The organism is Polaromonas sp. P4_F4 (genome assembly GCF_056401355.1).
In genome coordinates this window covers 137154-159015 of the sequence record NZ_JBFUJO010000001.1, presented here as the reverse complement: position 1 = coordinate 159015, position 21862 = coordinate 137154, and the positions used below count along the sequence as shown (strand labels likewise).

Here is a 21862-nt window from a genome sequence, read left to right as displayed (position 1 = left end):
GGCCCTGCGACGGGCTCAGGGCAGGCCAAGGCCGGTTCCGCTGTCCCTGCTGGGATGAGATGCCTGCGCCCGTCAGGAGGTTCGGGCGATGAAGGTCGTCCATCATGCCGCCTACGAGTGCAACGGTGAGCCGATTTCCGCTGACGCGTTCTACGCCATCGCTTGCGATCCGCGCCGCAGCGTTGCGGTCGAGGCCTGCGCCGGCGCTGGCAAAACCTGGATGCTGGTGTCGCGCATCGTGCGCGCTCTGCTGGACGGTGCAGGGAGTGATCCCGATGCGCAAGTTCGGCCCCACGAAATACTCGCCATCACCTTCACCAAAAAGGCCGCTGGTGAAATGCGTGAACGGCTGGACGACTGGCTCAAGGTTTTTACCCACGCCGACGATGCCATGCTGCAGCGCGAGCTGGAAATACGCGGTGTCCGGTTTGGCGATTCAAGCGGAAAAGGCCTGAAAGCTGCGCTTGAAATGCGCAAGCGGCTGTCAAATTTATACCGTTCCATCCTGACCAGTGGGCGCTCGGTGCAGATCCGTACCTTCCACAGCTGGTTTGCCGCCTTGCTGCGCAGCGCGCCCGTGGCCGTGATGCAAAGGCTGGGCCTGCCGGTCAATTACGAACTGCTGGAGGACGATGCCCCGGCACGCGCGCTGGTGTGGCGGCGGTTTTACGCCGCGGTGGCGGCCCATGACTCGCTGAAGGCGGACTTTGAGGCGGTGGTGCTGACACATGGCCGTTTCCAGACCGACAAGGCCCTGCAGACCGCACTCGACAAGCGCACCGAATTCACGCTGGCCGACGAGCAGGGCGTGATCGATGCCTCGGTGCTGCCCTTTGGCGTGCAGTACCCTGACTTCGGCGGGCTGGATGCGCCCGGGGAATGGCTGGTCCATCCCGTGCGCCGCCAGACTTTGCTGGAAGCGGCAAAGGCGCTGGGCCGGGCCAGTGCTCCCACTTTCTCGGCCAAGGGCGTGGAGTTGATGCAGGCTTTGTCGGCGGAGGATATGGACATGTCCGCCGTTTTCGGTGCGCTGCTGACCGAGAAGGGAAGTCCGCGCAAGTTCGGCGAGAAAATCGTCGGCATCGACATCGTGCGGCAGGCGCAGGAACTGGCGTTGCGCGCGATGGCGGCCGGCCAGCAGCATGAGGCCTGGCTGCACCAGCAGCGCATGGTCCGTCTGACTCGTGCCCTGATCACGCAGTTCACCGGCCTCAAGCGCGAGCGTGGCTGGATCGACATGAATGATGTCGAGCGCGCGGCGCTCGTCATGCTGGGCGACCCGGTGCTGTCGGGCTGGGTGCAGGAGCGGCTGGATGCGCGCATCAAGCATTTGATGATTGACGAGTTCCAGGACACCAACCCGCTCCAGTGGCAGTCGCTGTATTCCTGGCTGATCGGTTATTCCGGCGCCGGGTCGGCGCCCAGCGTGTTTCTGGTGGGCGACCCCAAGCAAAGCATTTATCGCTTTCGACGCGCCGAACCGCAGGTGTTCCGTGCCGCGCAGGCCTTTGTGGTTGAGGGCCTCGGCGGCGACCTGCTGAGCTGCGACCATACCCGTCGCAATGCCGAGGGGGTGATTGACATGGTGAACGCCGCCATGGTGACGGCTCGCGAGGCAGACGGGTATGAGGGCTTTCGCGAGCACACCACGGCGTCTGGCCGCGCCGGCGCGACGGGACGCCTGCCGCCGATACCGAGGCAGAAAGACACGGGCGAAGCAGCCCCGGATGGTCTGGATTCGGGCTGGCGCGACAGCCTGACCACGCCGCGCGAGCTGCCCGAGGAAACCCTGCGCACGCGCGAGGCGCGGCAGGCCGCAGCATGGATCTCCGGGCAGTTGGCCAGCGGGCTCAAGCCGTCCGGCATCATGGTGCTGTCGCGCAAGCGCGCCGGCCTGCTGCCCTTGCAGGACGAGTTGCGCGCGCTACACATTCCAGCGCAGATTGGTGAAAAAACCGACCTCATCGACTGCTGCGAGGTGCTGGACGTTGTGGCGCTGCTGGATGTGCTGGTGTCGCCGCAGCACGACTTGTCGCTGGCGCGAGCCTTGCGCTCGCCGCTGTTTGGCGTGGCCGATACCAGCCTGGTGCAGCTTGCCCTGCTGCAGCGTGAGCTGCGGGTTCCGTGGTACCAGGTGCTACAAGAAACAGAGCTGCTTACTGGTGAACTGCAAGGACTAGGCGCTATTTTTACCCGATGGAAGGGCTGGCTGGACCAGCTGCCGCCGCATGATGCGCTACAAGGCATTTACGACGACGGCGATGTCCTGGCGCGTTTTGCGGCTGCCGCGCCGGCCGCCCAGCGCAGCACCGTGCTGGCCAACCTGCGCGCGCTGCTGGGTGTGGCGCTGGACCGTGACGGCGGGCGCTATGCCACGCCTTATGCCTTTGTGCGGGCGCTGAAGGCGGGCGGCACGCTGGCCCCTGCGGCCGTCAGCAACGATGCCGTCCGGCTGCTGACCATTCACGGCGCGAAAGGACTGGAGGCCGATGCCGTGTTGCTGCTGGATACCGACACGGTGGAGCGCAATGCCGACAGCATGGGCGTGCTGGTCGACTGGCCCGGCGAAGCTGCCGCGCCGCATAAATTTGTGTTTTTGGTCAGTGAAAGCCGGCCGCCGGCCTGCGCGGAAGAGCTGCTGGCCGCAGAGCTGCTGGCGCGCAAGCGTGAAGAGCTCAATGCGCTGTACGTGGCCCTGACCCGCGCGCGCCACACGCTGGTGATCTCGTCAATCGAACCGCACCGCGAGACCAGCGAAAGCTGGTGGCAGCGCCTGCACGGGCTGGTCGGCGAGTTGCCGGCGCCGGTGGCTGAATCCGCTGGCTCGGTCGCCGCTGGCGCTGTGGATGGCCGCATTTTCTACCTGCCCGAGCTGCCCGTCTTGCCTGACACGGCGACCCCCAAGGCATTGGCAGCGCTGTCTGAGCAAGAAGACAGTGCCGTTGCCCGTGTCGGCAAGGCCATGCACCGCCTGCTGGAATGGGGCGCACCGTTTTCCGCTCAGCAGGTGGCGGCTGTCACGCGTGAATTTCACCTCAGCCCGGCGCAGGCCGGGCGGGCAGCCGAGCTGGCGCGGCGCATTGTGACGGGTGAGGGCGCCTGGGCCTGGAACCCCGAGATGGTGGCTTGGCAGGGCAACGAGGTTGATCTGGTCTACCAAGGCCAGCCCCTGCGGCTGGACCGTCTGGTGCAGCGCAAGGACGCCGGCCACGAGGGCCATTGGTGGGTGCTGGACTACAAGTCGGCCGGCGCGCCACAACTGCAGCCGACCTTGCTGGCACAGATGCAGGCCTACCGCGCGGCGGTGCAGCAGATTTACCCGGCGGCCATGGTGAAGGCCGCTTTCCTGACGGGATCGGGAACGGTGGTGGAACTTTCCTGACCGGGGCCGATGCGTTGCGCGGAGCGACGCGCACCGGCCTGCAATAATTGAACCAATGGCCAGGCTGGCGGCGTATCGCCCCTGGCTGGGGCTATCAACCTTTTTACGCTGTTGTCCTGATTTACGGGCTTCCAGCTATCAAGAACAAAGAGCAGAAAGCAAAGTAAAACCGTGACAAGCTCGTGCCGCACGAAATGGCCCCGGTTTGCCGCGACTGCGGCTTTTTGACCTTGACGCACAACCATGCTCACCCAGGGCAGACGGAAATTACTTGAACCACTTGACCTCTCCTGATAAATCGCTGCAGTCCCCGCAGCACACGCCGCGGCAGGGTCCGTTGCGGGTTGCCGTCATTGGTGGCGGCCCCGCGGGCCTGATGGCCGCGGAGGTGCTGGCAGGCGCCGGCGCTGCCGCGTCGGTCACCGTTTATGACGCCATGCCTTCGGTCGGTCGCAAGTTCCTGCTGGCCGGCAAGGGTGGCCTCAACCTCACGCATTCTGAAGAGCCGCCGGCCTTCCTGGGCCGATACGGCGAGCGCAGCGGCCAACTGCAGCCTTTGCTCGCCGCTTTTGGTCCGACCCAGCTGCGCGCTTGGGCCGAAACACTGGGTGTGGAAACCTTTGTCGGCAGTTCAGGCCGCGTGTTTCCCAAGGACATGAAGGCCGCGCCGTTGCTGCGCGCCTGGCTGCACCGCCTGCGCAGTGCGGGCGTGAAATTTTCCATGCGGCACCGCTGGCTGGGCTGGGCCGATGACGGCGACCTGGGCGGCGCCCTGAAATTTTCAACACCCGCCGGTGAGGTGCTGGTACAGGCGGACGCCGTGGTGCTGGCACTGGGCGGCGCCAGCTGGGCGCGCCTGGGATCGGACGGTGCGTGGGTGCCGCTGCTGGCCGAGCGCGGCGTAGCGCTTGCACCGCTGAAGCCTTCCAACTGTGGCTTTGACGTGGTCGCACGGCCGGCCGGCGAGGCGGAGCCGGTCATGACGGGGCCTGTCGAGAGCCGCCGTGAGTTTTTGAAGGAGCTGATCGGCAGCGCACCGCTGCCGCGAGTGGGCTGGACCGAACATTTCACCAGCCGCTTTGCCGGTCAGCCTTTCAAGTCGGTCGCCATCCACTTCACGGATTCACGCGACCGCACTTTCCACCGCAAGGGGGAATTCGTGGCGACTGCCACAGGTGTCGAGGGCAGCCTCGTTTATGCCGTTTCAAGCCTGTTGCGTGATGAGATTGCGACGCACGCAAGCGCCACCTTCAAGCTCGATTTGCTGCCGGACAAATCGCCAGAGCAGGTATTGGTTGAGGTGCGTCACCCGCGTGGCTCGCGCTCGCTGTCCAGCCACCTGAAAAGCCGCCTGAACCTCGACGGCATCAAGGCCGCCATCCTCCATGAACTGCTCGGCAAGGACGCCATCAACGACCCCGTCCAGCTTGCCCACGCCATCAAGGCATTACCGGTGACGCTGCTCGCTCCCCGGCCGATCGACGAAGCCATTAGCAGCGCCGGTGGCGTGCCTTTTGAAGCAATGGACGCACAGCTGCAACTTCAGGCACCCAAAGGTATAGCCCAACCCGTATTTTGCGCCGGCGAAATGCTTGACTGGGAAGCGCCCACGGGCGGCTACCTGCTCACGGCCTGTTTTGCCAGCGGATATGTGGCCGGGCAGGGCGTCCTGCGTCATTTTGATCTCCAGCAGAAGGATGCCGGCAATCGCTATTGACCCATCGCTGTTGATCTGACCGCAGATTTGATAGCGGTTCAATTGCTTCAATTGCTTCAACTTCTTCAATTGCTTTTTGACTCTGGCATTGGACTGGCTGTTTGCCGCAGCGCTCATTGAGCGCCACGGTAGCAGAATCTGGATAAAGTCAGCCCCCTGTGAAGGAAGCACTTTCTGCTTCACAATCCCGGATATGCTTTCCAAGAGCAGCCCTTCATGAAGACCCGACCCCTCGCCGGCAGCCGCGTTGCAGAAATTTTGCTGGTTGAAGACAACGAGGACGATGTTTTTTTAACCCGCGAAGCGTTTGACTCGGCCAGTCTGCGCGTCAATCTGCATCATGTCGACGACGGCAAAAAATGCATGCAGTTTCTGCGCAAGCAAGGTCCTTATGCCAATGTTCCCACCCCTGACCTGATCCTGCTGGACATGCACATGCCGATAATGGATGGTCATGAAGTGCTGTCTGAAATCGTCAAGGACGAAAAACTTCGCCATCTGCCGGTGGTGGTGCTGACCACCTCTTACGAAGCCGCCGACATCCAGAAAATGTACAGTCTGCGCTGCAACTCCTACATTACCAAACCCGTCGATTTTGAGAGCTTTGTCAAAGTGATCGGCGAGTTGGCCGGTTACTGGCTGACCGTGGTGGTCATGCCCGAGGCCGATGGATTTCCTGAGAAAGACCTGCTGGCATGATTGTTCGTTTTTCCATTGACCCTGACGGGGCGGGACGTTTTGACTACCGCGTAAGCCATGAAGGCCAGGAGCTCTTCGGCGACGCAGGCCTGGCGAGTGCCGAGGAGTGCATCACCGCCGCCACCGAAGGACTGGGCCAGGATGCGGTGGCCGCCGAGGTCGCCTACTGCGGCATTGTCAGCGGCACTTACCCCCTGGCTTCGCTGGCGCTGATGTCGGCGCAGATCGCCGAACACGCGCTGAACACCACGGCGGCCATCGAAGAGCTTTTACGCTGATAGCGGCGCGACGTCTTGTCTTTGGGGCCGTCCGCCAGATGGTCGCCGGCGTTGGGCAAGGGGTTCAATCCATGGGTTGCACAGGCCGCGCAGCGCGCGTGAGGGAAGCCCTTCTATCTGTGCCATGTCTTTATCCGTAGTCATAGATTAAGAAAGTGACACAACGAAGTGATACAAAAGCCGAAGCGAGAGCCCCGATGGGCTTGGAAACCGCATGAATACACGGTTTTTGATGAATAAGGTGACGAGCCTTGACCCCGGCACTGACTCCACAGTTAGGGCTGCTTGGTTCCCCACCTGACCCGGTTGGCCGCTTTATCATGCGGGAAGGCCCGTCACCGGTTATTGTAAGGGAGTTGGGAATGACCTTGCTGCGGCGTTGCAAGCCGCGACACCTGTCAAACCATTTTTACCAGTCGTTTACCCATGGTCCAAGGGAGCTTGGCGTGTCGTGTTGAATAAAAAACTATCGCCCACACCGTCTCGCGGGGGCTGATGCCGGGCGCCCGCCGCCTCAGCAGTTTCAACCGCATAATCCCACGGCAATTTAGAATGGCTGAATGTCCTATCTAGTTCTTGCCCGCAAATACCGTCCCCGAAATTTCTCTGAAATGGTGGGTCAGTCGCATGTGGTGCAGGCACTTGGCAATGCGCTGAGCACACGGCGCTTGCACCACGCCTATCTCTTCACCGGCACGCGGGGCGTTGGCAAAACCACTGTGTCACGCATTCTCGCCAAGTCGCTCAATTGCACAGGACCTGACGGGCAGGGCGGCATTACCGCCGAGCCCTGCGGCGTTTGCCAGGCATGCATCGACATCGACAGCGGCCGCTTTGTCGACTACACCGAACTGGACGCGGCGTCCAACCGGGGGGTGGATGAAATTGCGCAGTTGCTGGAGCAGGCGGTTTACAAGCCGGTGGTCGGACGCTTCAAGGTCTTCATGATTGACGAGGTTCACATGCTCACGAACACGGCGTTCAACGCCATGCTCAAGACGCTTGAAGAACCCCCCGAGTACCTCAAATTTGTGCTCGCCACAACCGATCCGCAGAAGGTGCCGGCCACCGTGCTGTCGCGCTGCCTGCAGTTCAATCTGCGCCCCATGGCGCCTGAGACGGTGCTGGAGCACCTGGCCTTGGTGCTGGGCACCGAAAATGTGCCCGCCGAGCCCCAGGCCCTGCGCCTGTTGGCGCGTGCGGCCCGAGGCTCCATGCGCGATGCGCTCTCGCTGACTGATCAGGCCATTGCCTTTGGTTCTGGCCAATTGCTGGAAGCCAGTGTGCGCACCATGCTGGGCAGCGTGGACCGCAGCTATGTGTTTCGCCTGCTGGATGCGCTGGCGCGCGGCGACGGGAAAACGGTGGTGGAAACCTCCGAAGCCTTGCGGCTCAATGGCCTGAGCGCCGCTTCCACGCTCGAAGAAATGACCACCGTGCTGCAGCGCATGGCGGTGCTGCAGGCTGTGCCGGACAGGGGGGCCGGCGATGATGCCGACCCCGAAATCGCCGAAACAGCCCGGCTGGCCCGCACCTTGCCAGCCGACGAAACACAGCTGCTATACAGCCTGTGCCTGCATGGCCGCGGCGAGTTGGGCCTGGCGCCCGATGAGTATGCGGGTCTGACCATGGTGCTGTTGCGCTTGCTGGCGTTCAAGCCGTCGGCCATTCCGGTGCCTGCCGCACAGCCCAGGTCACCAGGCTCCTCGCCGGGGAGCGCCGCCGAGCCCGAAAAAAAGCCGCAGCCTGAGCCGGCCGTTGCTGCCGCGCATGCGGTGCCTGAGCCGGCTGTGGCGGCGCCGATGTCCCGGCCAGTGCCTGACATGGCGCCGGAACGCTTCCCAAGCCAGGGTCAAGGACGCAACGAGGCTCCCGCTACAGTAAAAGCTGAGCCTGTTGCTATCAATTCAGAAGCGTCTGTGGAGCCGCCTCGCGGGCCGACGCCCGCACAGCGGATGCAGCCAACCGCACCCGCTGCCGTACCCCTGGCCATCACGCCGCTCGGCGATGTATGGAGCCAGACCGTGAACCAACTGGTGGTGGCCGAGGCGGTTGCCGCGCTGACACGCGAGCTGGCGCTGCAGTCAGAGCTGCGCAGCCGGGACGACGGCTCATGGATCTTGCGTGTGGAGCGGGAGTCATTGAACCAGACCGCAGCCCGCGAGAAATTGCAGGCTGCATTGCAACAGGCCCTCGACGACACGGCCATCAGGCTGACGGTGGAAATAGGCCCCGTGAGTGACACCCCGGCACGCCGCAACGCTGCCGCGGCGGCCGAGCGCCAGCGGGCTGCCGAAGAGATGATTCAGAACGACCCGTTTGTGCAGGACATGATTCGCGATTGGGGGGCCAGGATCGTTCCGGGCAGCATCAGGCCCCTTGCCCCCAAGCCGATATGATCGACACCCGTTGTAAAGCCGGAATTTAAAGGAAAGAACCATGTTCAACAAAGGACAACTCGCAGGCCTCATGAAACAGGCGCAGGCGATGCAGGACAACCTCAAAAAAGCGCAGGAAGAACTGGCTTTTGTCGAAGTGACGGCGGAAGCCGGCGCCGGCCTCGTCAAGGTCACCATGACCTGCAAGCACGACGTCAAGCGCATTGAGATTGACCCCAGTTTGCTGGCTGATGACAAAGACATGCTCGAAGACCTGGTGGCGGCTGCTTTCAACGCGGCAGTACGCAAGGCCGAGGAAGTCAGCCAGGAAAAAATGGGCAAGTTGACAGCCGGCATGCCGGGACTGCCTGGGGGCATGAAGTTTCCATTCTGATCGTCTCCGGTCTGGCTGAGGCTGCCGTTGCGGGCTTGTAGCCGGGTATTTGTGCGAACTCGACACCCACGGCGGACCCGCATTTCCAATGGCTGACTCCAACGCTCTCGAAGGCCTGACCCAGGCGCTGCGCAAGCTGCCGGGGGTGGGTGTCAAATCGGCTGCGCGCATGGCTTTTCATCTGCTGCAGCACGACAAGCCCGGCGCTTTGCAGATCGCGCGGGCCCTGGAGCATGCGGTGAGCAGCATCAGGCATTGCACCCTGTGCAACACCCTGACCGAGCAGGAGGTTTGTGCCACCTGCGCGAATCCGCAACGCGACCGGAGCAAGCTGTGTGTGGTGGAAACTCCGGCAGACCAGGCGGCACTGGAGCGGACGCTGGCCTACAGGGGCCTTTACTTCGTGCTCATGGGCAAGCTCAGTCCGCTGGATGGCATTGGACCGAACGACATCGGCCTGCAAAAACTGTTTGACCGCGTCGTGCCCCGGGACGAGCATGGCGAGCCGGTGCCGCCGGCCTCGCGTGAGGTGCAAGAGGTCATTCTGGCCACCAACTTCACCGCCGAGGGCGAGGCAACGGCGCACGTGATTGCCCAGGCGCTGAAAAGCCGCGGCGTACAGGTGACGCGCCTGGCCCGGGGTGTTCCCGTAGGCAGTGAACTGGAGTACGTGGATTTGGGCACGATTGCCCACGCGCTGGTGGACCGCCGATGACGGCGGCGATGGCGATAGATGCAACTGAAACAGTGGAGGGGCAGGCTGCTATCATTTTCATAGTCTGCGCGATGCATTGAATAAAAACAGGGCGAAAGCGAAAAAAACTAAGCCCAAAAAAACTGGACGAGGGATTCACCATGACGTTTGCACGTTTCACCATTGCCTATTGGTGTGTACTGATCGCTGCCTTGCTGCCCCTGGCCTGCGCCGGGCTTGCGAAGTACGGCATGATGACCACCCCCAAACGCCAGGGAGGCTTTGACAACAACAACCCGCGCGGCTGGCTGGCCCGACAGACTGATTGGCGCGGTCGGGCCAATGCAGCCCAGGCCAACACCTTCGAGGCGCTGCCTTTCTTCTTTGCCGCGGTCATCATTGCGCACCTGTTGCAGGCCGGGCAGACAAGCCTGGACATTCTGGCCTTGCTGTTCATCGTGCTGCGTATCGCCTACATCATGATGTACATCGCCGATTTGGCCCAAGCCCGCTCTGCAATCTGGGCCCTGGCGATGCTGGTCAACATCGGCATCCTCTTCTCCGGCTATCGGTGAAACCAGGGGCGTCCGGCGCGCCTGATCTGTTATGTCTGGCAAGGGCTAGTAACCACTGGTAACCGAGCGCCGCCCTTCGGTAAAAACCCGCACGGGATGACCCCGATGCGGGTTTTTTAACGTCCCGATATCCTTCTTTTTGACCAAAGAGAGGACTTCGCATGACCCGCCCACCCTTGATTTCGCGCCGGATCTTTGCCGGTGGCGCCGCGCTGGCCGCGGCTACGTTGTCATTGTCGGTCCTGCGTGCACAGCCCAAGCTTGAAAAAACAAAAATCTCGCTCGCCGTCGGCGGCAAGGCCGCGTTTTATTACCTCCCCCTGACAATCTCCGAGCAGCTTGGTTACTTCAAGGCCGAAGGCCTGGATATCGAGATCAGTGACTTCGCTGGCGGCGCGCGCGCGCTGCAGGCGGTGGTGGGTGGTTCGGCCGATGTCTGTTCGGGTGCCTTCGAGCACACCATCAACCTGCAGTCCAGGAACCAGATGTTCCGGGCTTTCGTGCTGCAGGGCAGGGCGCCGCAAATTGCGTTTGGCGTTTCTACCAAAAACCTCCCCAATTACAAATCGATTACCGACCTGAGGGGCAAGAAGATCGGTGTGTCGGCGCCCGGCTCGTCCACCAACATGATGGCCAATCTGGTGCTGTCGCGCGGCGGCCTCAAGGCCAGCGACGTGAGCTTTATCGGTGTGGGAACCGCTGCCGGGGCGCTCACTGCGCTGCGCTCCGGCCAGATTGATGCCATGAGCAACACCGACCCGGTCATGACCATGCTGGAGCAAAAGGGCGAGGTCAAAATCATTTCAGACACACGCACGCTCAAAGGGACGCTTGACGTATTCGGCGGGCCGATGCCGGCCGCATGCCTCTACGCGCCCGCGGACTTCATCCAGAAAAATCCGAATACCTGCCAGGCGATGGCCAATGCCATCGTCCACGGCCTGAAGTGGTTGCAGACGGCTGGTCCCGGCGACATCATCAAGACCGTGCCAGAAAGCTACCTGCTGGGTGACCGTGCGCTGTACCTCGCCTCATTCAACAAGGTGCGCGAGTCGATTGCGCTTGACGGCATCATTCCTGATGACGGTGCGCGTACGGCCCTGAGGGCGCTGGCCAGTTTTGACCCCAGCATCAAAGCCGACAGGATAGACCTGGCCAAAACCTACACCAATGAATTCGCGCGCCGGGCCAAAGAGCGGTTCAAGGCTTGAGCAATACCCTGTAGGCTCCCGGTGCCGGCCTCTACTGGCCTCTACTGGCCTCTGCCGGGCGGAAAGCATGGGGCAGGCTCGCGCCATGTCAGACATAGCTGACGCCTGCGCGCTTGAGTTGCACGACATCACCTGCACCTTCGTGTCGCAGAATGATGGCGGCCCGCGCTACACAGCTGTCAGCAACACCACACTGCGCTTCAAGGCGGGCGAGTTTGTCTCGGTGGTTGGTCCGACGGGTTGCGGCAAGTCCACGCTGCTCAATATGGGCGCGGGCCTGCTGCAACCTTCTTCGGGTGAAGTGAGGGTATTTAGCCAGCCGCTGCAAGGCATCAACACGCGTGCGGGCTACATGTTCCAGACGGACGCCCTGATGCCTTGGCGCAGCGCCATCGGCAATGTCATGATGGGCCTGCAATACCGCGGTGTGCCCGACAGCGAGGCACGCACACGGGCGCAGGCCTGGCTGGGACGGGTCGGCCTGGGCGAGTTCGGTGACTGCTATCCGCACCAGCTGGTGGGAAGTGGGGCGGTTCTGGCTCGGTAAAGGGGCCGCTGACCAACGCAGCCGGAAAGCGCTGATCCGAATGCGCTGAATTTTTCAGCAAACACCTGCTGTCTGCCGGTTTTCGAAGCTCATCCTGCCGTCCTACAGCGATGGCTCGCGCGGTTCAGTACAGTTGAGGGTAGGCCTCTCCGGGAATCGCCTTCGTACAAGACGGAGACAGTTCCAGAGCCCGCCCCAAGACTACAGGAGACACCATGAACGCCTCAATCAGCATCGGTCCGATCGTCTCCCTGACAGCCGGCATTCTGATTCTGCTCATTCCACGCCTTTTGAACTACATCGTGGCGATCTACCTGATCGTCATCGGGCTCATTGGCCTGTTTGGGGTGGGGACGCTTCGGCTTTAACCCCTCGCCGGGTTCCGTGCGCGGCAGCTTGACCGTCCTGAAGCACTGCGGCAGCATTTACCGCGCAGCATGGTTGCTTGCCGTCACCGCGGCTATCTTTGCGGTGGAGTGCTTTAGCAGGGTGACCAGTTCGGGGATCCGCTCCGGTGGAATCCGCGATGAGATCGCTGAGACGCTTAACGCCATATAGGGCCGCTGGTAGCTCGCCGGCACGGCCATCCCGACCGCTGTCACGCCTTCCATGACGGCATTCACCCCGACCGCGTAGCCCTTGTGGCGAGCCTCTTCGACGTGACGCTTCACGTCAGCGGGTGTCATTCTGCAAAAGTCCGCCAGACTGGCGCCGTGGGTATCAATCAATGCGTCGGATTCTTCCCGTGGCAGGCAAGCCAGAATGCCGAGTCCGGCCACGCTCGCGCCGAGCGGGCGTCTATCACCGAGTGCCACCACATTGGCCTTGATGGGGTAGGCCCCCTGGGCTCGCCATGCGCACACCACGTCGTCGTAACTCCGCAGCATCAGGTAGACCGTGTCATTGGTGCTGGCTGCCAGTTCTTCCGCGATGCTGCGCACCTGCGGAAATTGGGTGATCGGGTTGGGCGCCGCCAGCCCCAGTTCGAACATCCCGCTACCCAATGCATAACGGCGGTTCTCGGTGCTTTGCTGCACCAACCCGGCCATCTGTAATGAACGCAGGATGCGGTGCGCCGTCGGTCGACTGAGTCCCGCGGCGTTGCACAGATCAAGGAGGCGTATGCCGCGCCCGCCCGTGCGCGCGATTTCGCGCAGTAACTCGCAGGCCCGGTCGACAGTCTGCGCGCCGGTAACCAGCTCGGCTTCAGGTTCAAGTTCATGTTTCATGTCCTGGAGCATAGGGGTAAATCAAAAAAAAAGTCCAAATAACGTACGTTTTTATAAGAAATCGAAAAATACGATGAAACAAATGATCTTGTTCCTAGGGTGTTAACTCGTAAATTCATAAAATTTAAGTTGAAAAATAAGTTCATATATAGGACTTATTTTTGAAACCTCATTTTTTATTAATCATATACATGGAGACAAACATGAAATTACTGCGTCGTTCGATGGTGCTGGGTGTGTTGGCGGGGCTGGCGTGGGGTGGTATCGCGCAGGCCCAGACTTATCCCTCCAAACCGATTCGCATCGTTCTGCCATATAGCGCCGGCGGTCCTGCTGACGTGATGGTGCGCGCCATCAGCCAGAAGCTTGGTGACAGCTGGGGCCAGCCCTTCATCGTCGACAACAAGCCGGGTGCCAATGAAATCATTGCCGCCGACCTGGTGGCCAAAAGCCCGGGAGACGGCTATACCTTCCTGGTGGCCTCCGACGGCGCCTACAGCCTGAACCAGAACCTCTACCCCAAGATTCCCTATGACCCGGTCAAGGACTTCGTGCCGGTCGCCAAGCTGGCCGTCGGCAATCTGATGCTGGTGACGCGTCCCGACTTTCCGGCCGCCAACGTCAAGGAGTTCATCGACTACGTCAAGCGCAACCCGGGCAAGCTCAACTACGGCTCGATAGGTGCAGGCGGCGTGAACCACCTGGCCTCGGCCTGGTTCAACAGCATCAACGGCTTGCAGATGGAGCATGTCGCGTTCAAGGGTTTGCCTGCGGCTGTTCAGGAGCTGATGGCCGGCCGCATCGACGTGATGTTTGCGGTGACGGGCGGCGTGGCGCCTTTCCTGGAGTCGGGCAAGATCAAGGCGCTGGCGGTTTCGGGTCGCAACCGACAACCCGCGGCCCCGAACGTGCCTACTTTCGCCGAAGTCGGTTATCCCTCGTTTGATGCCTCGTACTATTTCGGCGTGGTGGCTCCCAAAGGAACACCGGCCGACATCACCAGCCGCTTTGCCCGCGACATGAGCAAGATCATCAACGCCGCGGACTTCAAAAGCAAATACCTGCAGCCGCTGGGCTTTGACGCGGTGGGCGACACGCCCGAGCAGTTCGCGGCCTTTCTCACCTCCGACCGTGAACTCGGCGCGCAGAAGGTCAAGGTGTCCGGCGCCAAGCTTGACTGACCGAAGGCAACCGTTGGCAGGAAAAGGGTTCGCCCTTTGGCGCCGGAGGGCCGACCCCGGCCATCCAGCTACAGAGCTATAGACCACATGAGGACATGAGGACACATATGAGTAAAAGAGCCCCTTTGCGTTCGGACATTGCCTGGAGCACGCCCGAAGCCATTGGTGTGCATGGCTATGACCTGTGCAATGACCTGATGGGTGAGGTCAATTTCGGCGACATGGCGTTTCTCGAGGTGACGGGGCGCCTGCCCAACACCAACGAATCGAGGATGTTCAATGCCATCCTGGTCACGCTGGTGGAGCACGGCATTGTCCCGTCTACCCTCGCGGCCCGCATGACGTACGCCGGCGCACCGGAGGCCATGCAGGCCGCTGTGGCTGCGGGCCTGCTTGGCCTGGGCAGCGTCTTTGTCGGCTCGACAGAAGGATCGGCGCGCATGCTGGCCGCCGCTTTGCCGCAGCCAAAGGGCGGGCCGGATGAGCCGCCGGTAGCCTCTCTGCAGGAGCTCGCGCAGGACATCGTGCAAACCCATAGGGAGCAGAAAAAAATCATTCCGGGTTTGGGCCATCCGATTCACAAGCCGGTGGATCCCCGCACGCTGCGTCTGTTTGCCATTGCGCAGCAGACCGGTTTTCACGGACGCTATGTTGAACTGATGCAGGGTGTGGCCGACGCTGCAGGTGCTTCCTACGGCAAGCAGCTGCCTATCAATGCCACCGGCGCCATTGGTGCGCTGTGCTGTGAGATGGGCCTGTCCTGGAAGGTTTCGCACGGCCTGGGCGTGATGGCCCGGGCGGTGGGGCTGGTCGGCCATGTGCTGGAAGAGGCGCGGCAGCCCATGGCCATGGAGCTTTGGCATCGTACCGAGGAGGAGGCCACAACCCATTCGCGTGGTCACCTGCGTGGCAAGAATGCCTGAAGCCATGCTGTCACCACTCGATGTTTTAAAGCTGTATCCGCCGCATGACGGCACGATGGCATCGATGCTGCGAAGTCGCGTTGCCGTCGCGGGTGCGCACGAATTCATTGTCTACCAGGGGCGTTCCATCAGCTATGCCGAGGTCCTGGACGAGGTCGGGCGTACGGCGGCCGTGCTCGCAGCCAAAGGGGTGAGGGCGGGCGACCGGGTGGGTGTGATGTCGCTCAACCATCCGTCTACCGTTTTTGCTTTTTTTGCGCTGGCCAGCTTGGGGGCCATCATGGTGCCGGTCAACCCCGACTACGGCGTGGAAGAAACGCGTTATGTGTTCACCCATGCAGAGGTATACGGCGTAATCTGCTCCCCGGTGGCGTTGCCGACGGTGCGCGCGGCCTGCGACCGGCTGGAAGCGATGCCCTGGCTGATGCTGAACGAAGCGGGGAACGGCTCCGAGCTGCAAGCCCTGCCGGTTTTGTCGGTGGAGGCGAGGGCCTACCCTGACGTGGCGCCGGTGCCGCTGAAGAGTCCGGACGCGACCAGCGTGTTCATTTACACCTCGGGTACAACGGGCTTTCCCAAAGGCGTGATGCATAGCCAGCGCAGCTTCCTGACCGCCGGCGAGGGCTTCGTGGAGCGCATGTACCTGCAGCCGAATGACAGACTGCTGTGCGTGCTCCCGATGTTCCATGTCAATGCGATTTTTTATTCGCTGGCGGGTTCGCTGGCGGCTGGCGCGACCCTGATTCTGGAGCCCAGGTTTTCTGCATCGAAATTCTGGACAACCGTGAAGGACACCGGCGCGACCGAGGTCAATACCATCGCGGCGGCCAGCAGCATTCTGATGCGGCGACCCCGCACCGAATACGTGCCGGGCCATCGTCTGCAAAAAATGTACGGCGCACCGTTTGACGAGGAAACCTTTCGTGTCTTCCAGCAGGAGTTTCATGTGCCGACCCTGATTGAGGGCTACGGCATGTCGGAAATCCCGGGCGCCCTGAACAACCCGTTTTGCGGTCCGCACAAGGTACTCAGCATGGGCAAGCCCAGCCGGCATCCTGACCCGGCGGTATCGCTCGCCGAACTGCGTATTGCCGACGATGCCGGTCAGTTTTTGTCGGCAGGGCAGGTGGGTGAACTGGTTGTGCGCACGCCCATGGTGATGCAGGGCTATTTCAGGGACGAGGCGCAAACCCGCGCGGCATTCCGCGACGGCTGGTTTCTCACGGGAGACCTGGCTTATGTCGACGAGGATCACTATTTCTGGTTTGTCGCCCGCAAGAAGGACATCATCCGCAAGCGTGGTGAAAACATCTCTGGCGCGGAGCTGGATCGCGTGATTGGCAACCATCCGGCCGTACTTGAGTCAGCAGCCATACCGGTCCCCTCGGAGTTGGGTGAGGACGAGATTCTGGTGGCGGTGGTGGTGCGGCCGGGCATGGCGCTCAGGCACGAGGAGATTGCCCAGTGGTGCCGTGAAAGGCTCGCTGCCATCAAGGTGCCACGCTATGTGGCGCTGGTCGAGACGCTGCCGCACACGCCGACGCACCGGGTGGCCAAATTCAAATTGCGGGACGACGCTTCGGTCAGGGCCCTGGCGGTCGATCTTCAGGCCATCAACTCCTGACGCCGTATTGCGTCGTGGCTGTTTCGTCGGCGTGCTCAGCGTCTTTTGGTTTTGACCACGGTTTTGCTGGTGCTGCGCTTGACGGCCTTGACGTTGTTGCGGCCGGAGGACGTGCTCTTGACCGGCAAAAACACAACCACCTGATGCCCCAGCTTGAAGGCGGCAGAGGTGCTGACACCGTTCCATTCGGCCACGTTGGCCGCGCTCAATTTGTAGCGCCTGGCGATGGTGGCTACCGATTCACCCTTGCGCGCCTTGACGGTGGTACGCCGCGTGACGATTTCAGGCGCCAATGACATCTGGGCACTGTCGACCACGTGACCCGTCACATCGTCTTCCATTTTTGCCGAGCGCGGCACCAGCAGGGTAGAGCCTGCCTTGATCAGCATGCGCGGCGGTATGTTGTTGACGCTGCGCAGATCGGTCTCACTCATGCCGGTGCGGCGCGCTGCCTCGGCCGGGTTCATGGTCTTCGGGGCTGTCCACGCCGTCCAGCTGGCGTACTGCCCCTGGCTGTAGGCTTCAAAATTGCGCAGGAAGACGATGGCGTTGTCCCACGGCAGCAAAATTTGGGGGGTGCCTGCCGCGATGATGACCGGGCGATGGGCCGAGGGATTGAGCGCCTTGAAGTCTTCAAGCTTGACGTCCGCCAGCCGCGCGGCCAGGGTAACGTCAATGTCCCGGGTGATCATGACCTGCTGGAAATAGGGGTGGTTTTCGATCAGCGGCAATTCCGTGCTGAACGCCTGCGGGTTCGCCACGATGTTTTTCACGGCCTGCAGCTTGGGAACGTAAAGCCGGGTCTCCGCCGGCATGTTGAGGTCAAGGTAACTGGTGCCCAGGCCGGCTCGCTGGTTTTTGGCGATGGCCCGGCCCACGCTGCCTTCGCCCCAGTTGTAGGCGGCCAGCGCCAGGTGCCAGTCACCAAACATGCCATAGAGCTTTTGCAGATAGTCCAGCGCCGCCCGGGTCGAGGCCAGCACATCCCGGCGGTCATCGCGAAAAGCGTTTTGCTTCAGGTCGAAGTACTTGCCCGTGGCAGGCATGAACTGCCACATGCCGGCGGCTTTGGCGCTGGAGACTGCCTGGGGATTGAAGGCGCTCTCAATGAAGGGCAAGAGGGCCAGTTCGGTAGGCATCTGGCGGCGCTCGAGTTCTTCAACAATATGAAAGAGATACTTGCTGGAGCGCTCGGTCATGCGCTGGATGTAGTCGGGCCGGCTGACATACCATTGCTCACGGTCAGTCACCAGCTCATTCTGCAGGTTGGGCATGGCAAAGCCGCGGCGAATCCGGTCCCACAACTCCTTGGGTGGCTCGGTGGACGCAATCTGGTGCGAGCCGGCCTGGCCCGGCGTGATGACCTGTAGTGGGCCATTGGGGACCAGCGGCTTGGGGCCGGGATCCTTCGCCGGGCCTTGTTGTCCCGTCCCCTGTTGCCCCGTCATGAGCACCGGATCACCTGGCATGCCCGGCGGGCTGGCGCAGCCCGCCAGCACTGCGAGCACGAGAAGGAACGCAAGAGACACGAAGCAGGCGTGCGGGATGAAAAAGCGGGGGGCAACTGCGGTTGGTGGGGAAGGCATCATTTGAATTGGTTTTTCTACTGCCTTGTGGCGGCAAATACCGTGGCGTCATCATGGGCCGATGCAGCAAAGCGGCGGGCAGCTGCCATGATAGTGGTTTGCTTGGCAAGAAACGGGTTAATGAGGAGTTCCCGGCCGACGGACGTCGGCAAGGGTGGCGGGGCCGCCCGCTGATCGGGCGCTGAATGTATTGGCGTCGGCGTGCCCCCAAACACCGCGGCCCCGGCGGCACTAGGCAGAGCGTCTACACGTCCCGTGTAGTCCGCAGGGTGGTGCGTGACTAGAATCGACTCTAATTGCAATGCGTGCTGTTTCAGTGCGTGTAGTAGCGGCCCGGCATCACCTGGATCCACGATCAGGGCGCGCTTGCCGTCATGCAACGACCCGAGGTAGTTGTCGGTCAACGCGGGAATGGGGATCAAATACATGCAATGGCTTCGATGAACTCGGAAATTATAGGATTGACCGATTGGCTGACGACCCCGCCTGGCAGATACCTGCTGCGCTGGGAACGTACCCATTTCGACCAGGTGGTCAATGATATTTTTGGCTACCATGCCTTGCAGCTGGGCCTGCCCGAACTCGACACCCTGCAAGCCAATCGCATGCCGCACAAGTGGCTGGCGCTGGACTCCCCATTGACAACGACTTCTTCGGCACCTGTGGCTGACGGCGCCCCTGATGCGACCTCGGCCGCCATTCGAAGTTCCCCGTGTGCCGCCCTGATCACGGATTCCGCGGCACTGCCGTTTCCGGAAAACAGCCTGGACCTGGTGGTCCTGCCGCACACGCTCGAGCTCAGCAGCGACCCCCACGCCACGCTGCGTGAAGTGGAGCGGGTTCTGGTGCCCGAAGGGCGCGTGGTCATCAGCGGGTTCAACCCGACCAGCCTCTGGGGTTTTCGCCAGTCGCGCGGCCACTTTTACCAGCGCCTGGGTTATCAGGACCTGTTTCTGCCAAAAACCGGTGAGTTCATTGGCTATTGGCGTTTGCGCGACTGGCTCAGGCTGCTTGACTTTGAGGTAGAGTCGGGGCGCTTTGGCTGCTACCGACCGGCGCTCACCAGCCAGAAATGGCTGGACCGTTTTGAGTGGATGGATGCGGCGGGAGAGCGTTGGTGGCCCATCTTTGGGGCCGTTTACTTCCTGGTCGCGGTCAAGCGCGTGCGGGGTGTCCGTTTGCTGGAGCCCGCCTGGAAGGCGCGCAAAAACCCGGCCGCGGCGCCAACCGCCGTGGCCAACAAGCAGCCGGCAACGCGCTCCAGGCCGCAGGCCTGAATTTTTCAACCCCCGTGGGCCAGACCTTCGAGTCCCCCTGGAATTCACGACAACTCATGACCGACACACAAGCAGGCACAACAACACAAACACAGGTAGTGATTTACACCGATGGCGCATGCAAGGGTAATCCCGGGCCCGGTGGCTGGGGGGTGTTGCTGGCGATGGGCGATACCGAGAAAGAGCTGTTTGGCGGTGAAGCCGTCACCACCAACAACCGCATGGAAATGACCGCAGTGATCGAGGCGCTGGCCGCATTGAAGCGGCCATGCCGTGTCACGCTGTACCTGGACAGCGAATATGTCCGCAAGGGCATCACCGAGTGGATCCACGGCTGGAAGGCCAGGGGCTGGCGTACCGCCGCCAAGGCGCCCGTCAAAAACGTGGATCTGTGGCAACGGCTGGATGCGCTGGTGACGTCCAGCGGTCACAAAATTGATTGGCGATGGGTCAAGGGCCATGCGGGCGATCCCGGCAACGAGCGCGCTGATGCGTTGGCCAACCGGGGCGTGGAGCGTGCCCTCGGCCGTCGCTGACTTCCTTGAGCTGCCACGGATTATCCCGGGCAGGAGAGGAAAAAAGGGGAAATAAAAGGGGGGAATAAAAGGGGGAAAGGCGCACCACAAGTATGCGTACATAGCATTGCCCCGGCCCGACCGGGCCCGGTGTGTCTGCGGTTTGGTAAAGGCGTTGTAAAGCTGTCCACAACTTCGTGGTCAAGGGCCCGGATAAGCTGCACCCGGCGCCGCGTCCTGCTACATTGAAAGCTTGTTTCTTTTCCTAACAAGTTACTTCGTTCATGGCATCCAAAGCAATTTACACGGCGGTCGCGGTTGCGGGCATTGCGGTTGCCTCGGGCGTTGCATGGTGGTACCAGCAACCCAAATCCAGTGAGGGCTCCGCAGGGGGGTCCTCGGCGGCATCACCGCCGGCTGCGCCGGCTCAGGGCGCTGCCAGCGCAAATGGAGGCGGCAAGCCGCCGACTGTGGAGGTTGCCAGTGTGGAGCTCACCCGGCTCGTGGACGATACCCAGGCCGTGGGGAGTTTGCGTTCGCGCAGGGGAGTGGTGTTGCGTCCGGAGGTCAGCGGGCGTATTACCCAACTCAATTTCGTCGATGGACAGCGTGTGCGCAAAGGCCAGGTGCTGGTGCAGTTTGATGACCAGTTGCCGCTGGCGCAAGTCCAGCAAAGCCTGGCTGAGCTGTCGATTGCCCGGGCCAACCAGAAGCGCAACCAGGAACTGGTGGCGCAAAACTTCATCAGCCAGCGCTCTCTCGATGAAAGTGCGGCCAATCTGCAGGTCGCCGAAGCCAAGCTTGCGCTGGCCAAGGCCACCGCGGCGCGCCTGAAGATCGTGGCGCCATTTGACGGCATAGCCGGTATCCGGCAGGTCAACGTCGGGGACTACCTGAAGGACGGTGCCGACATCGTGAACATTGAAGACATCGAGGCCATCTATGTTGACTTCCGGCTGCCGGAGCGTTTTCAGAGCAAGATCAAGCGCGGCCAGACGGCGGTGCTGGACATCGATGCGCTACCAGGTCGCCCCTACACGGCGCAGATTCAGGCCATTGATCCCCTCATCGACGCCAATGGCCGCTCTGTAGGGGTTCGGGGCTGCATTGACAACCGTCAGCTGCAGTTGCGTCCCGGCATGTTTGCCCGCGTCAACACGGTCTTTGGCGTGCGCGACAACGCCAGGGTGATTCCCGAAGAGGCGATTGTGCCGCTGGGCGGCAGGCAGTTCGTCATCAAGCTGCAGGGCAACCCGAACGAGCAGACGAGAACAACCCAGCGCGTGGAAGTGAAAGTGGGTTTGCGCAGCCCCGGCAAGGTGGAAATTCTCTCCGGACTTGAGCCCGGCGAAACCGTGGTAACGACCGGTCAGCAGCGCGTGCAGCGTGATGGCACCGTGGTGACGGTGGTGGATCTGGCCAGTGCCCGCGCGGCTCGCCCGGCGGCCGGCGCAGCATCCGCCGCATCGGCACCTCGGCCTGATAGCGCGCTTGCCAATGCCCCGGCGGTGCTGTCGGGCCCCAACCCCTGTGGGGTTCTGGTCTCCGAAGTCGTCCCGGCAACGCCTGCGCCGACCCGCAACGCCGCGACGCCGGAGCGTCGACCCGCCAGCCCGGCGGGCCGCGACCCTGCCTGAGTGCGAACCCGAGTG

At 62.1% G+C, this 21862-nt stretch carries 19 protein-coding genes, 1 other RNA gene and 1 pseudogene; 17 read left to right on the top strand and 4 right to left on the bottom strand.

Annotated elements, in window-relative coordinates:
- The first annotated feature begins 88 nt into the window (after positions 1 to 88).
- The 4 genes from AC1DUR_RS00775 to AC1DUR_RS00760 all read left to right on the top strand — a co-directional run bounded on the left by AC1DUR_RS00775 (position 89) and on the right by AC1DUR_RS00760 (position 6076).
- Positions 89 to 3382: a UvrD-helicase domain-containing protein gene (locus AC1DUR_RS00775; RefSeq protein WP_477716886.1), complete on the top strand. Its 3294-nt coding sequence runs from the start codon at positions 89 to 91 to the stop codon at positions 3380 to 3382.
- Positions 3383 to 3683: 301 nt separating this feature from the next.
- Entirely contained in the window at positions 3684 to 5099 is a 1416-nt protein-coding gene (locus AC1DUR_RS00770) for a TIGR03862 family flavoprotein (RefSeq protein WP_477717221.1), read from the top strand.
- Between the two features lie 216 nt (positions 5100 to 5315).
- The gene (locus AC1DUR_RS00765) at positions 5316 to 5798 is read left to right on the top strand and encodes a response regulator (protein ID WP_477716885.1); all 483 of its coding nucleotides are present in this window, start codon (positions 5316 to 5318) and stop codon (positions 5796 to 5798) included.
- The gene (locus AC1DUR_RS00760) at positions 5795 to 6076 is read left to right on the top strand and encodes a hypothetical protein (RefSeq protein WP_477716884.1); all 282 of its coding nucleotides are present in this window, start codon (positions 5795 to 5797) and stop codon (positions 6074 to 6076) included. Before AC1DUR_RS00765 ends, AC1DUR_RS00760 begins: the two co-directional genes overlap by 4 nt.
- Positions 6077 to 6316: 240 nt before the next feature.
- Here AC1DUR_RS00760 and ffs read toward each other — a convergent pair.
- An RNA gene (gene ffs, locus AC1DUR_RS00755) (signal recognition particle sRNA small type) lies at positions 6317 to 6413 on the bottom strand.
- Between the two features lie 223 nt (positions 6414 to 6636).
- Between ffs and dnaX the strand changes: the two genes are divergently transcribed.
- The 7 genes and pseudogenes from dnaX (at position 6637) to AC1DUR_RS00720 (ending at position 12243) form a co-directional block, all read left to right on the top strand.
- Positions 6637 to 8475, top strand: a complete 1839-nt coding sequence (gene dnaX / locus AC1DUR_RS00750) for a DNA polymerase III subunit gamma/tau (protein ID WP_477716883.1) — start codon at positions 6637 to 6639, stop codon at positions 8473 to 8475.
- 40 nt (positions 8476 to 8515) lie between these two features.
- Positions 8516 to 8848 (top strand): YbaB/EbfC family nucleoid-associated protein, encoded by a 333-nt coding sequence (locus AC1DUR_RS00745; RefSeq protein ID WP_477716882.1) that lies wholly within the window; start codon positions 8516 to 8518, stop codon positions 8846 to 8848.
- 88 nt (positions 8849 to 8936) lie between these two features.
- Positions 8937 to 9563, top strand: a complete 627-nt coding sequence (recR, locus tag AC1DUR_RS00740; protein ID WP_477716881.1) for a recombination mediator RecR — start codon at positions 8937 to 8939, stop codon at positions 9561 to 9563.
- A 140-nt stretch (positions 9564 to 9703) separates the two neighbouring features.
- On the top strand, positions 9704 to 10117 hold the full coding sequence (locus AC1DUR_RS00735; RefSeq protein ID WP_477716880.1) for an MAPEG family protein: 414 nt from the start codon (positions 9704 to 9706) through the stop codon (positions 10115 to 10117).
- Between the two features lie 161 nt (positions 10118 to 10278).
- Positions 10279 to 11328: an ABC transporter substrate-binding protein gene (locus tag AC1DUR_RS00730; protein ID WP_477716879.1), complete on the top strand. Its 1050-nt coding sequence runs from the start codon at positions 10279 to 10281 to the stop codon at positions 11326 to 11328.
- 85 nt (positions 11329 to 11413) lie between these two features.
- A pseudogene (locus AC1DUR_RS00725) lies at positions 11414 to 11851 on the top strand (ATP-binding cassette domain-containing protein); the annotation flags it as partial.
- A 239-nt stretch (positions 11852 to 12090) separates the two neighbouring features.
- A complete protein-coding gene (locus AC1DUR_RS00720; protein ID WP_477716878.1) occupies positions 12091 to 12243 on the top strand; it encodes a DUF3096 domain-containing protein in 153 nt (50 codons plus the stop codon).
- Between the two features lie 57 nt (positions 12244 to 12300).
- Here AC1DUR_RS00720 and AC1DUR_RS00715 read toward each other — a convergent pair whose 3' ends face one another.
- Positions 12301 to 13104: an IclR family transcriptional regulator gene (locus AC1DUR_RS00715; protein WP_477716877.1), complete on the bottom strand. Its 804-nt coding sequence runs from the start codon at positions 13102 to 13104 to the stop codon at positions 12301 to 12303.
- Positions 13105 to 13307: 203 nt separating this feature from the next.
- On the opposite strand from AC1DUR_RS00715, the gene AC1DUR_RS00710 reads away from it, so the two are divergent.
- From AC1DUR_RS00710 to AC1DUR_RS00700, 3 genes are all read left to right on the top strand, one after another.
- Positions 13308 to 14285: a Bug family tripartite tricarboxylate transporter substrate binding protein gene (locus AC1DUR_RS00710; protein ID WP_477716876.1), complete on the top strand. Its 978-nt coding sequence runs from the start codon at positions 13308 to 13310 to the stop codon at positions 14283 to 14285.
- A 107-nt stretch (positions 14286 to 14392) separates the two neighbouring features.
- On the top strand, positions 14393 to 15208 hold the full coding sequence (locus AC1DUR_RS00705) for a citryl-CoA lyase (RefSeq protein WP_477716875.1): 816 nt from the start codon (positions 14393 to 14395) through the stop codon (positions 15206 to 15208).
- 4 nt (positions 15209 to 15212) lie between these two features.
- Positions 15213 to 16832 (top strand): AMP-binding protein, encoded by a 1620-nt coding sequence (locus tag AC1DUR_RS00700; RefSeq protein WP_477716874.1) that lies wholly within the window; start codon positions 15213 to 15215, stop codon positions 16830 to 16832.
- Between the two features lie 35 nt (positions 16833 to 16867).
- Here AC1DUR_RS00700 and AC1DUR_RS00695 read toward each other — a convergent pair whose 3' ends face one another.
- Complete coding sequence (locus AC1DUR_RS00695) at positions 16868 to 18421, bottom strand: transglycosylase SLT domain-containing protein (RefSeq protein WP_477716873.1); 1554 nt, start codon at positions 18419 to 18421, stop codon at positions 16868 to 16870.
- Positions 18422 to 18435: 14 nt separating this feature from the next.
- The gene (locus tag AC1DUR_RS00690; RefSeq protein WP_477716872.1) at positions 18436 to 18846 is read right to left on the bottom strand and encodes a hypothetical protein; all 411 of its coding nucleotides are present in this window, start codon (positions 18844 to 18846) and stop codon (positions 18436 to 18438) included.
- A 12-nt stretch (positions 18847 to 18858) separates the two neighbouring features.
- Here AC1DUR_RS00690 and AC1DUR_RS00685 point away from each other — a divergent pair, with 12 nt between their 5' ends.
- The 3 genes from AC1DUR_RS00685 (at position 18859) to AC1DUR_RS00675 (ending at position 21847) form a co-directional block, all read left to right on the top strand.
- Positions 18859 to 19695 (top strand): class I SAM-dependent methyltransferase, encoded by an 837-nt coding sequence (locus tag AC1DUR_RS00685; RefSeq protein ID WP_477716871.1) that lies wholly within the window; start codon positions 18859 to 18861, stop codon positions 19693 to 19695.
- A gap of 56 nt (positions 19696 to 19751) precedes the next feature.
- Positions 19752 to 20231 carry a ribonuclease HI gene (rnhA, locus tag AC1DUR_RS00680; RefSeq protein WP_477716870.1) on the top strand — a complete coding sequence of 160 codons (480 nt, stop codon included), beginning with the start codon at positions 19752 to 19754 and terminating at the stop codon, positions 20229 to 20231.
- Between the two features lie 263 nt (positions 20232 to 20494).
- Positions 20495 to 21847 (top strand): efflux RND transporter periplasmic adaptor subunit, encoded by a 1353-nt coding sequence (locus tag AC1DUR_RS00675; protein ID WP_477716869.1) that lies wholly within the window; start codon positions 20495 to 20497, stop codon positions 21845 to 21847.
- Positions 21848 to 21862: the final 15 nt, after the last annotated feature.

Coding starts and splice junctions, on each gene's coding strand:
- AC1DUR_RS00685 (WP_477716871.1), top strand. CDS start 18,859: ATGAACTCGGAAATTATAGGATTGACCGATTGGCTGACGACCCCGCCT.
- dnaX (WP_477716883.1), top strand. CDS start 6,637: ATGTCCTATCTAGTTCTTGCCCGCAAATACCGTCCCCGAAATTTCTCT.
- recR (WP_477716881.1), top strand. CDS start 8,937: ATGGCTGACTCCAACGCTCTCGAAGGCCTGACCCAGGCGCTGCGCAAG.
- AC1DUR_RS00765 (WP_477716885.1), top strand. CDS start 5,316: ATGAAGACCCGACCCCTCGCCGGCAGCCGCGTTGCAGAAATTTTGCTG.
- AC1DUR_RS00745 (WP_477716882.1), top strand. CDS start 8,516: ATGTTCAACAAAGGACAACTCGCAGGCCTCATGAAACAGGCGCAGGCG.
- AC1DUR_RS00775 (WP_477716886.1), top strand. CDS start 89: ATGAAGGTCGTCCATCATGCCGCCTACGAGTGCAACGGTGAGCCGATT.
- AC1DUR_RS00730 (WP_477716879.1), top strand. CDS start 10,279: ATGACCCGCCCACCCTTGATTTCGCGCCGGATCTTTGCCGGTGGCGCC.
- AC1DUR_RS00700 (WP_477716874.1), top strand. CDS start 15,213: ATGCTGTCACCACTCGATGTTTTAAAGCTGTATCCGCCGCATGACGGC.
- AC1DUR_RS00715 (WP_477716877.1), bottom strand. CDS start 13,104: ATGAAACATGAACTTGAACCTGAAGCCGAGCTGGTTACCGGCGCGCAG.
- AC1DUR_RS00690 (WP_477716872.1), bottom strand. CDS start 18,846: ATGTATTTGATCCCCATTCCCGCGTTGACCGACAACTACCTCGGGTCG.
- AC1DUR_RS00675 (WP_477716869.1), top strand. CDS start 20,495: ATGGCATCCAAAGCAATTTACACGGCGGTCGCGGTTGCGGGCATTGCG.
- AC1DUR_RS00695 (WP_477716873.1), bottom strand. CDS start 18,421: ATGATGCCTTCCCCACCAACCGCAGTTGCCCCCCGCTTTTTCATCCCG.
- AC1DUR_RS00705 (WP_477716875.1), top strand. CDS start 14,393: ATGAGTAAAAGAGCCCCTTTGCGTTCGGACATTGCCTGGAGCACGCCC.
- AC1DUR_RS00720 (WP_477716878.1), top strand. CDS start 12,091: ATGAACGCCTCAATCAGCATCGGTCCGATCGTCTCCCTGACAGCCGGC.
- AC1DUR_RS00760 (WP_477716884.1), top strand. CDS start 5,795: ATGATTGTTCGTTTTTCCATTGACCCTGACGGGGCGGGACGTTTTGAC.
- rnhA (WP_477716870.1), top strand. CDS start 19,752: ATGACCGACACACAAGCAGGCACAACAACACAAACACAGGTAGTGATT.
- AC1DUR_RS00735 (WP_477716880.1), top strand. CDS start 9,704: ATGACGTTTGCACGTTTCACCATTGCCTATTGGTGTGTACTGATCGCT.
- AC1DUR_RS00710 (WP_477716876.1), top strand. CDS start 13,308: ATGAAATTACTGCGTCGTTCGATGGTGCTGGGTGTGTTGGCGGGGCTG.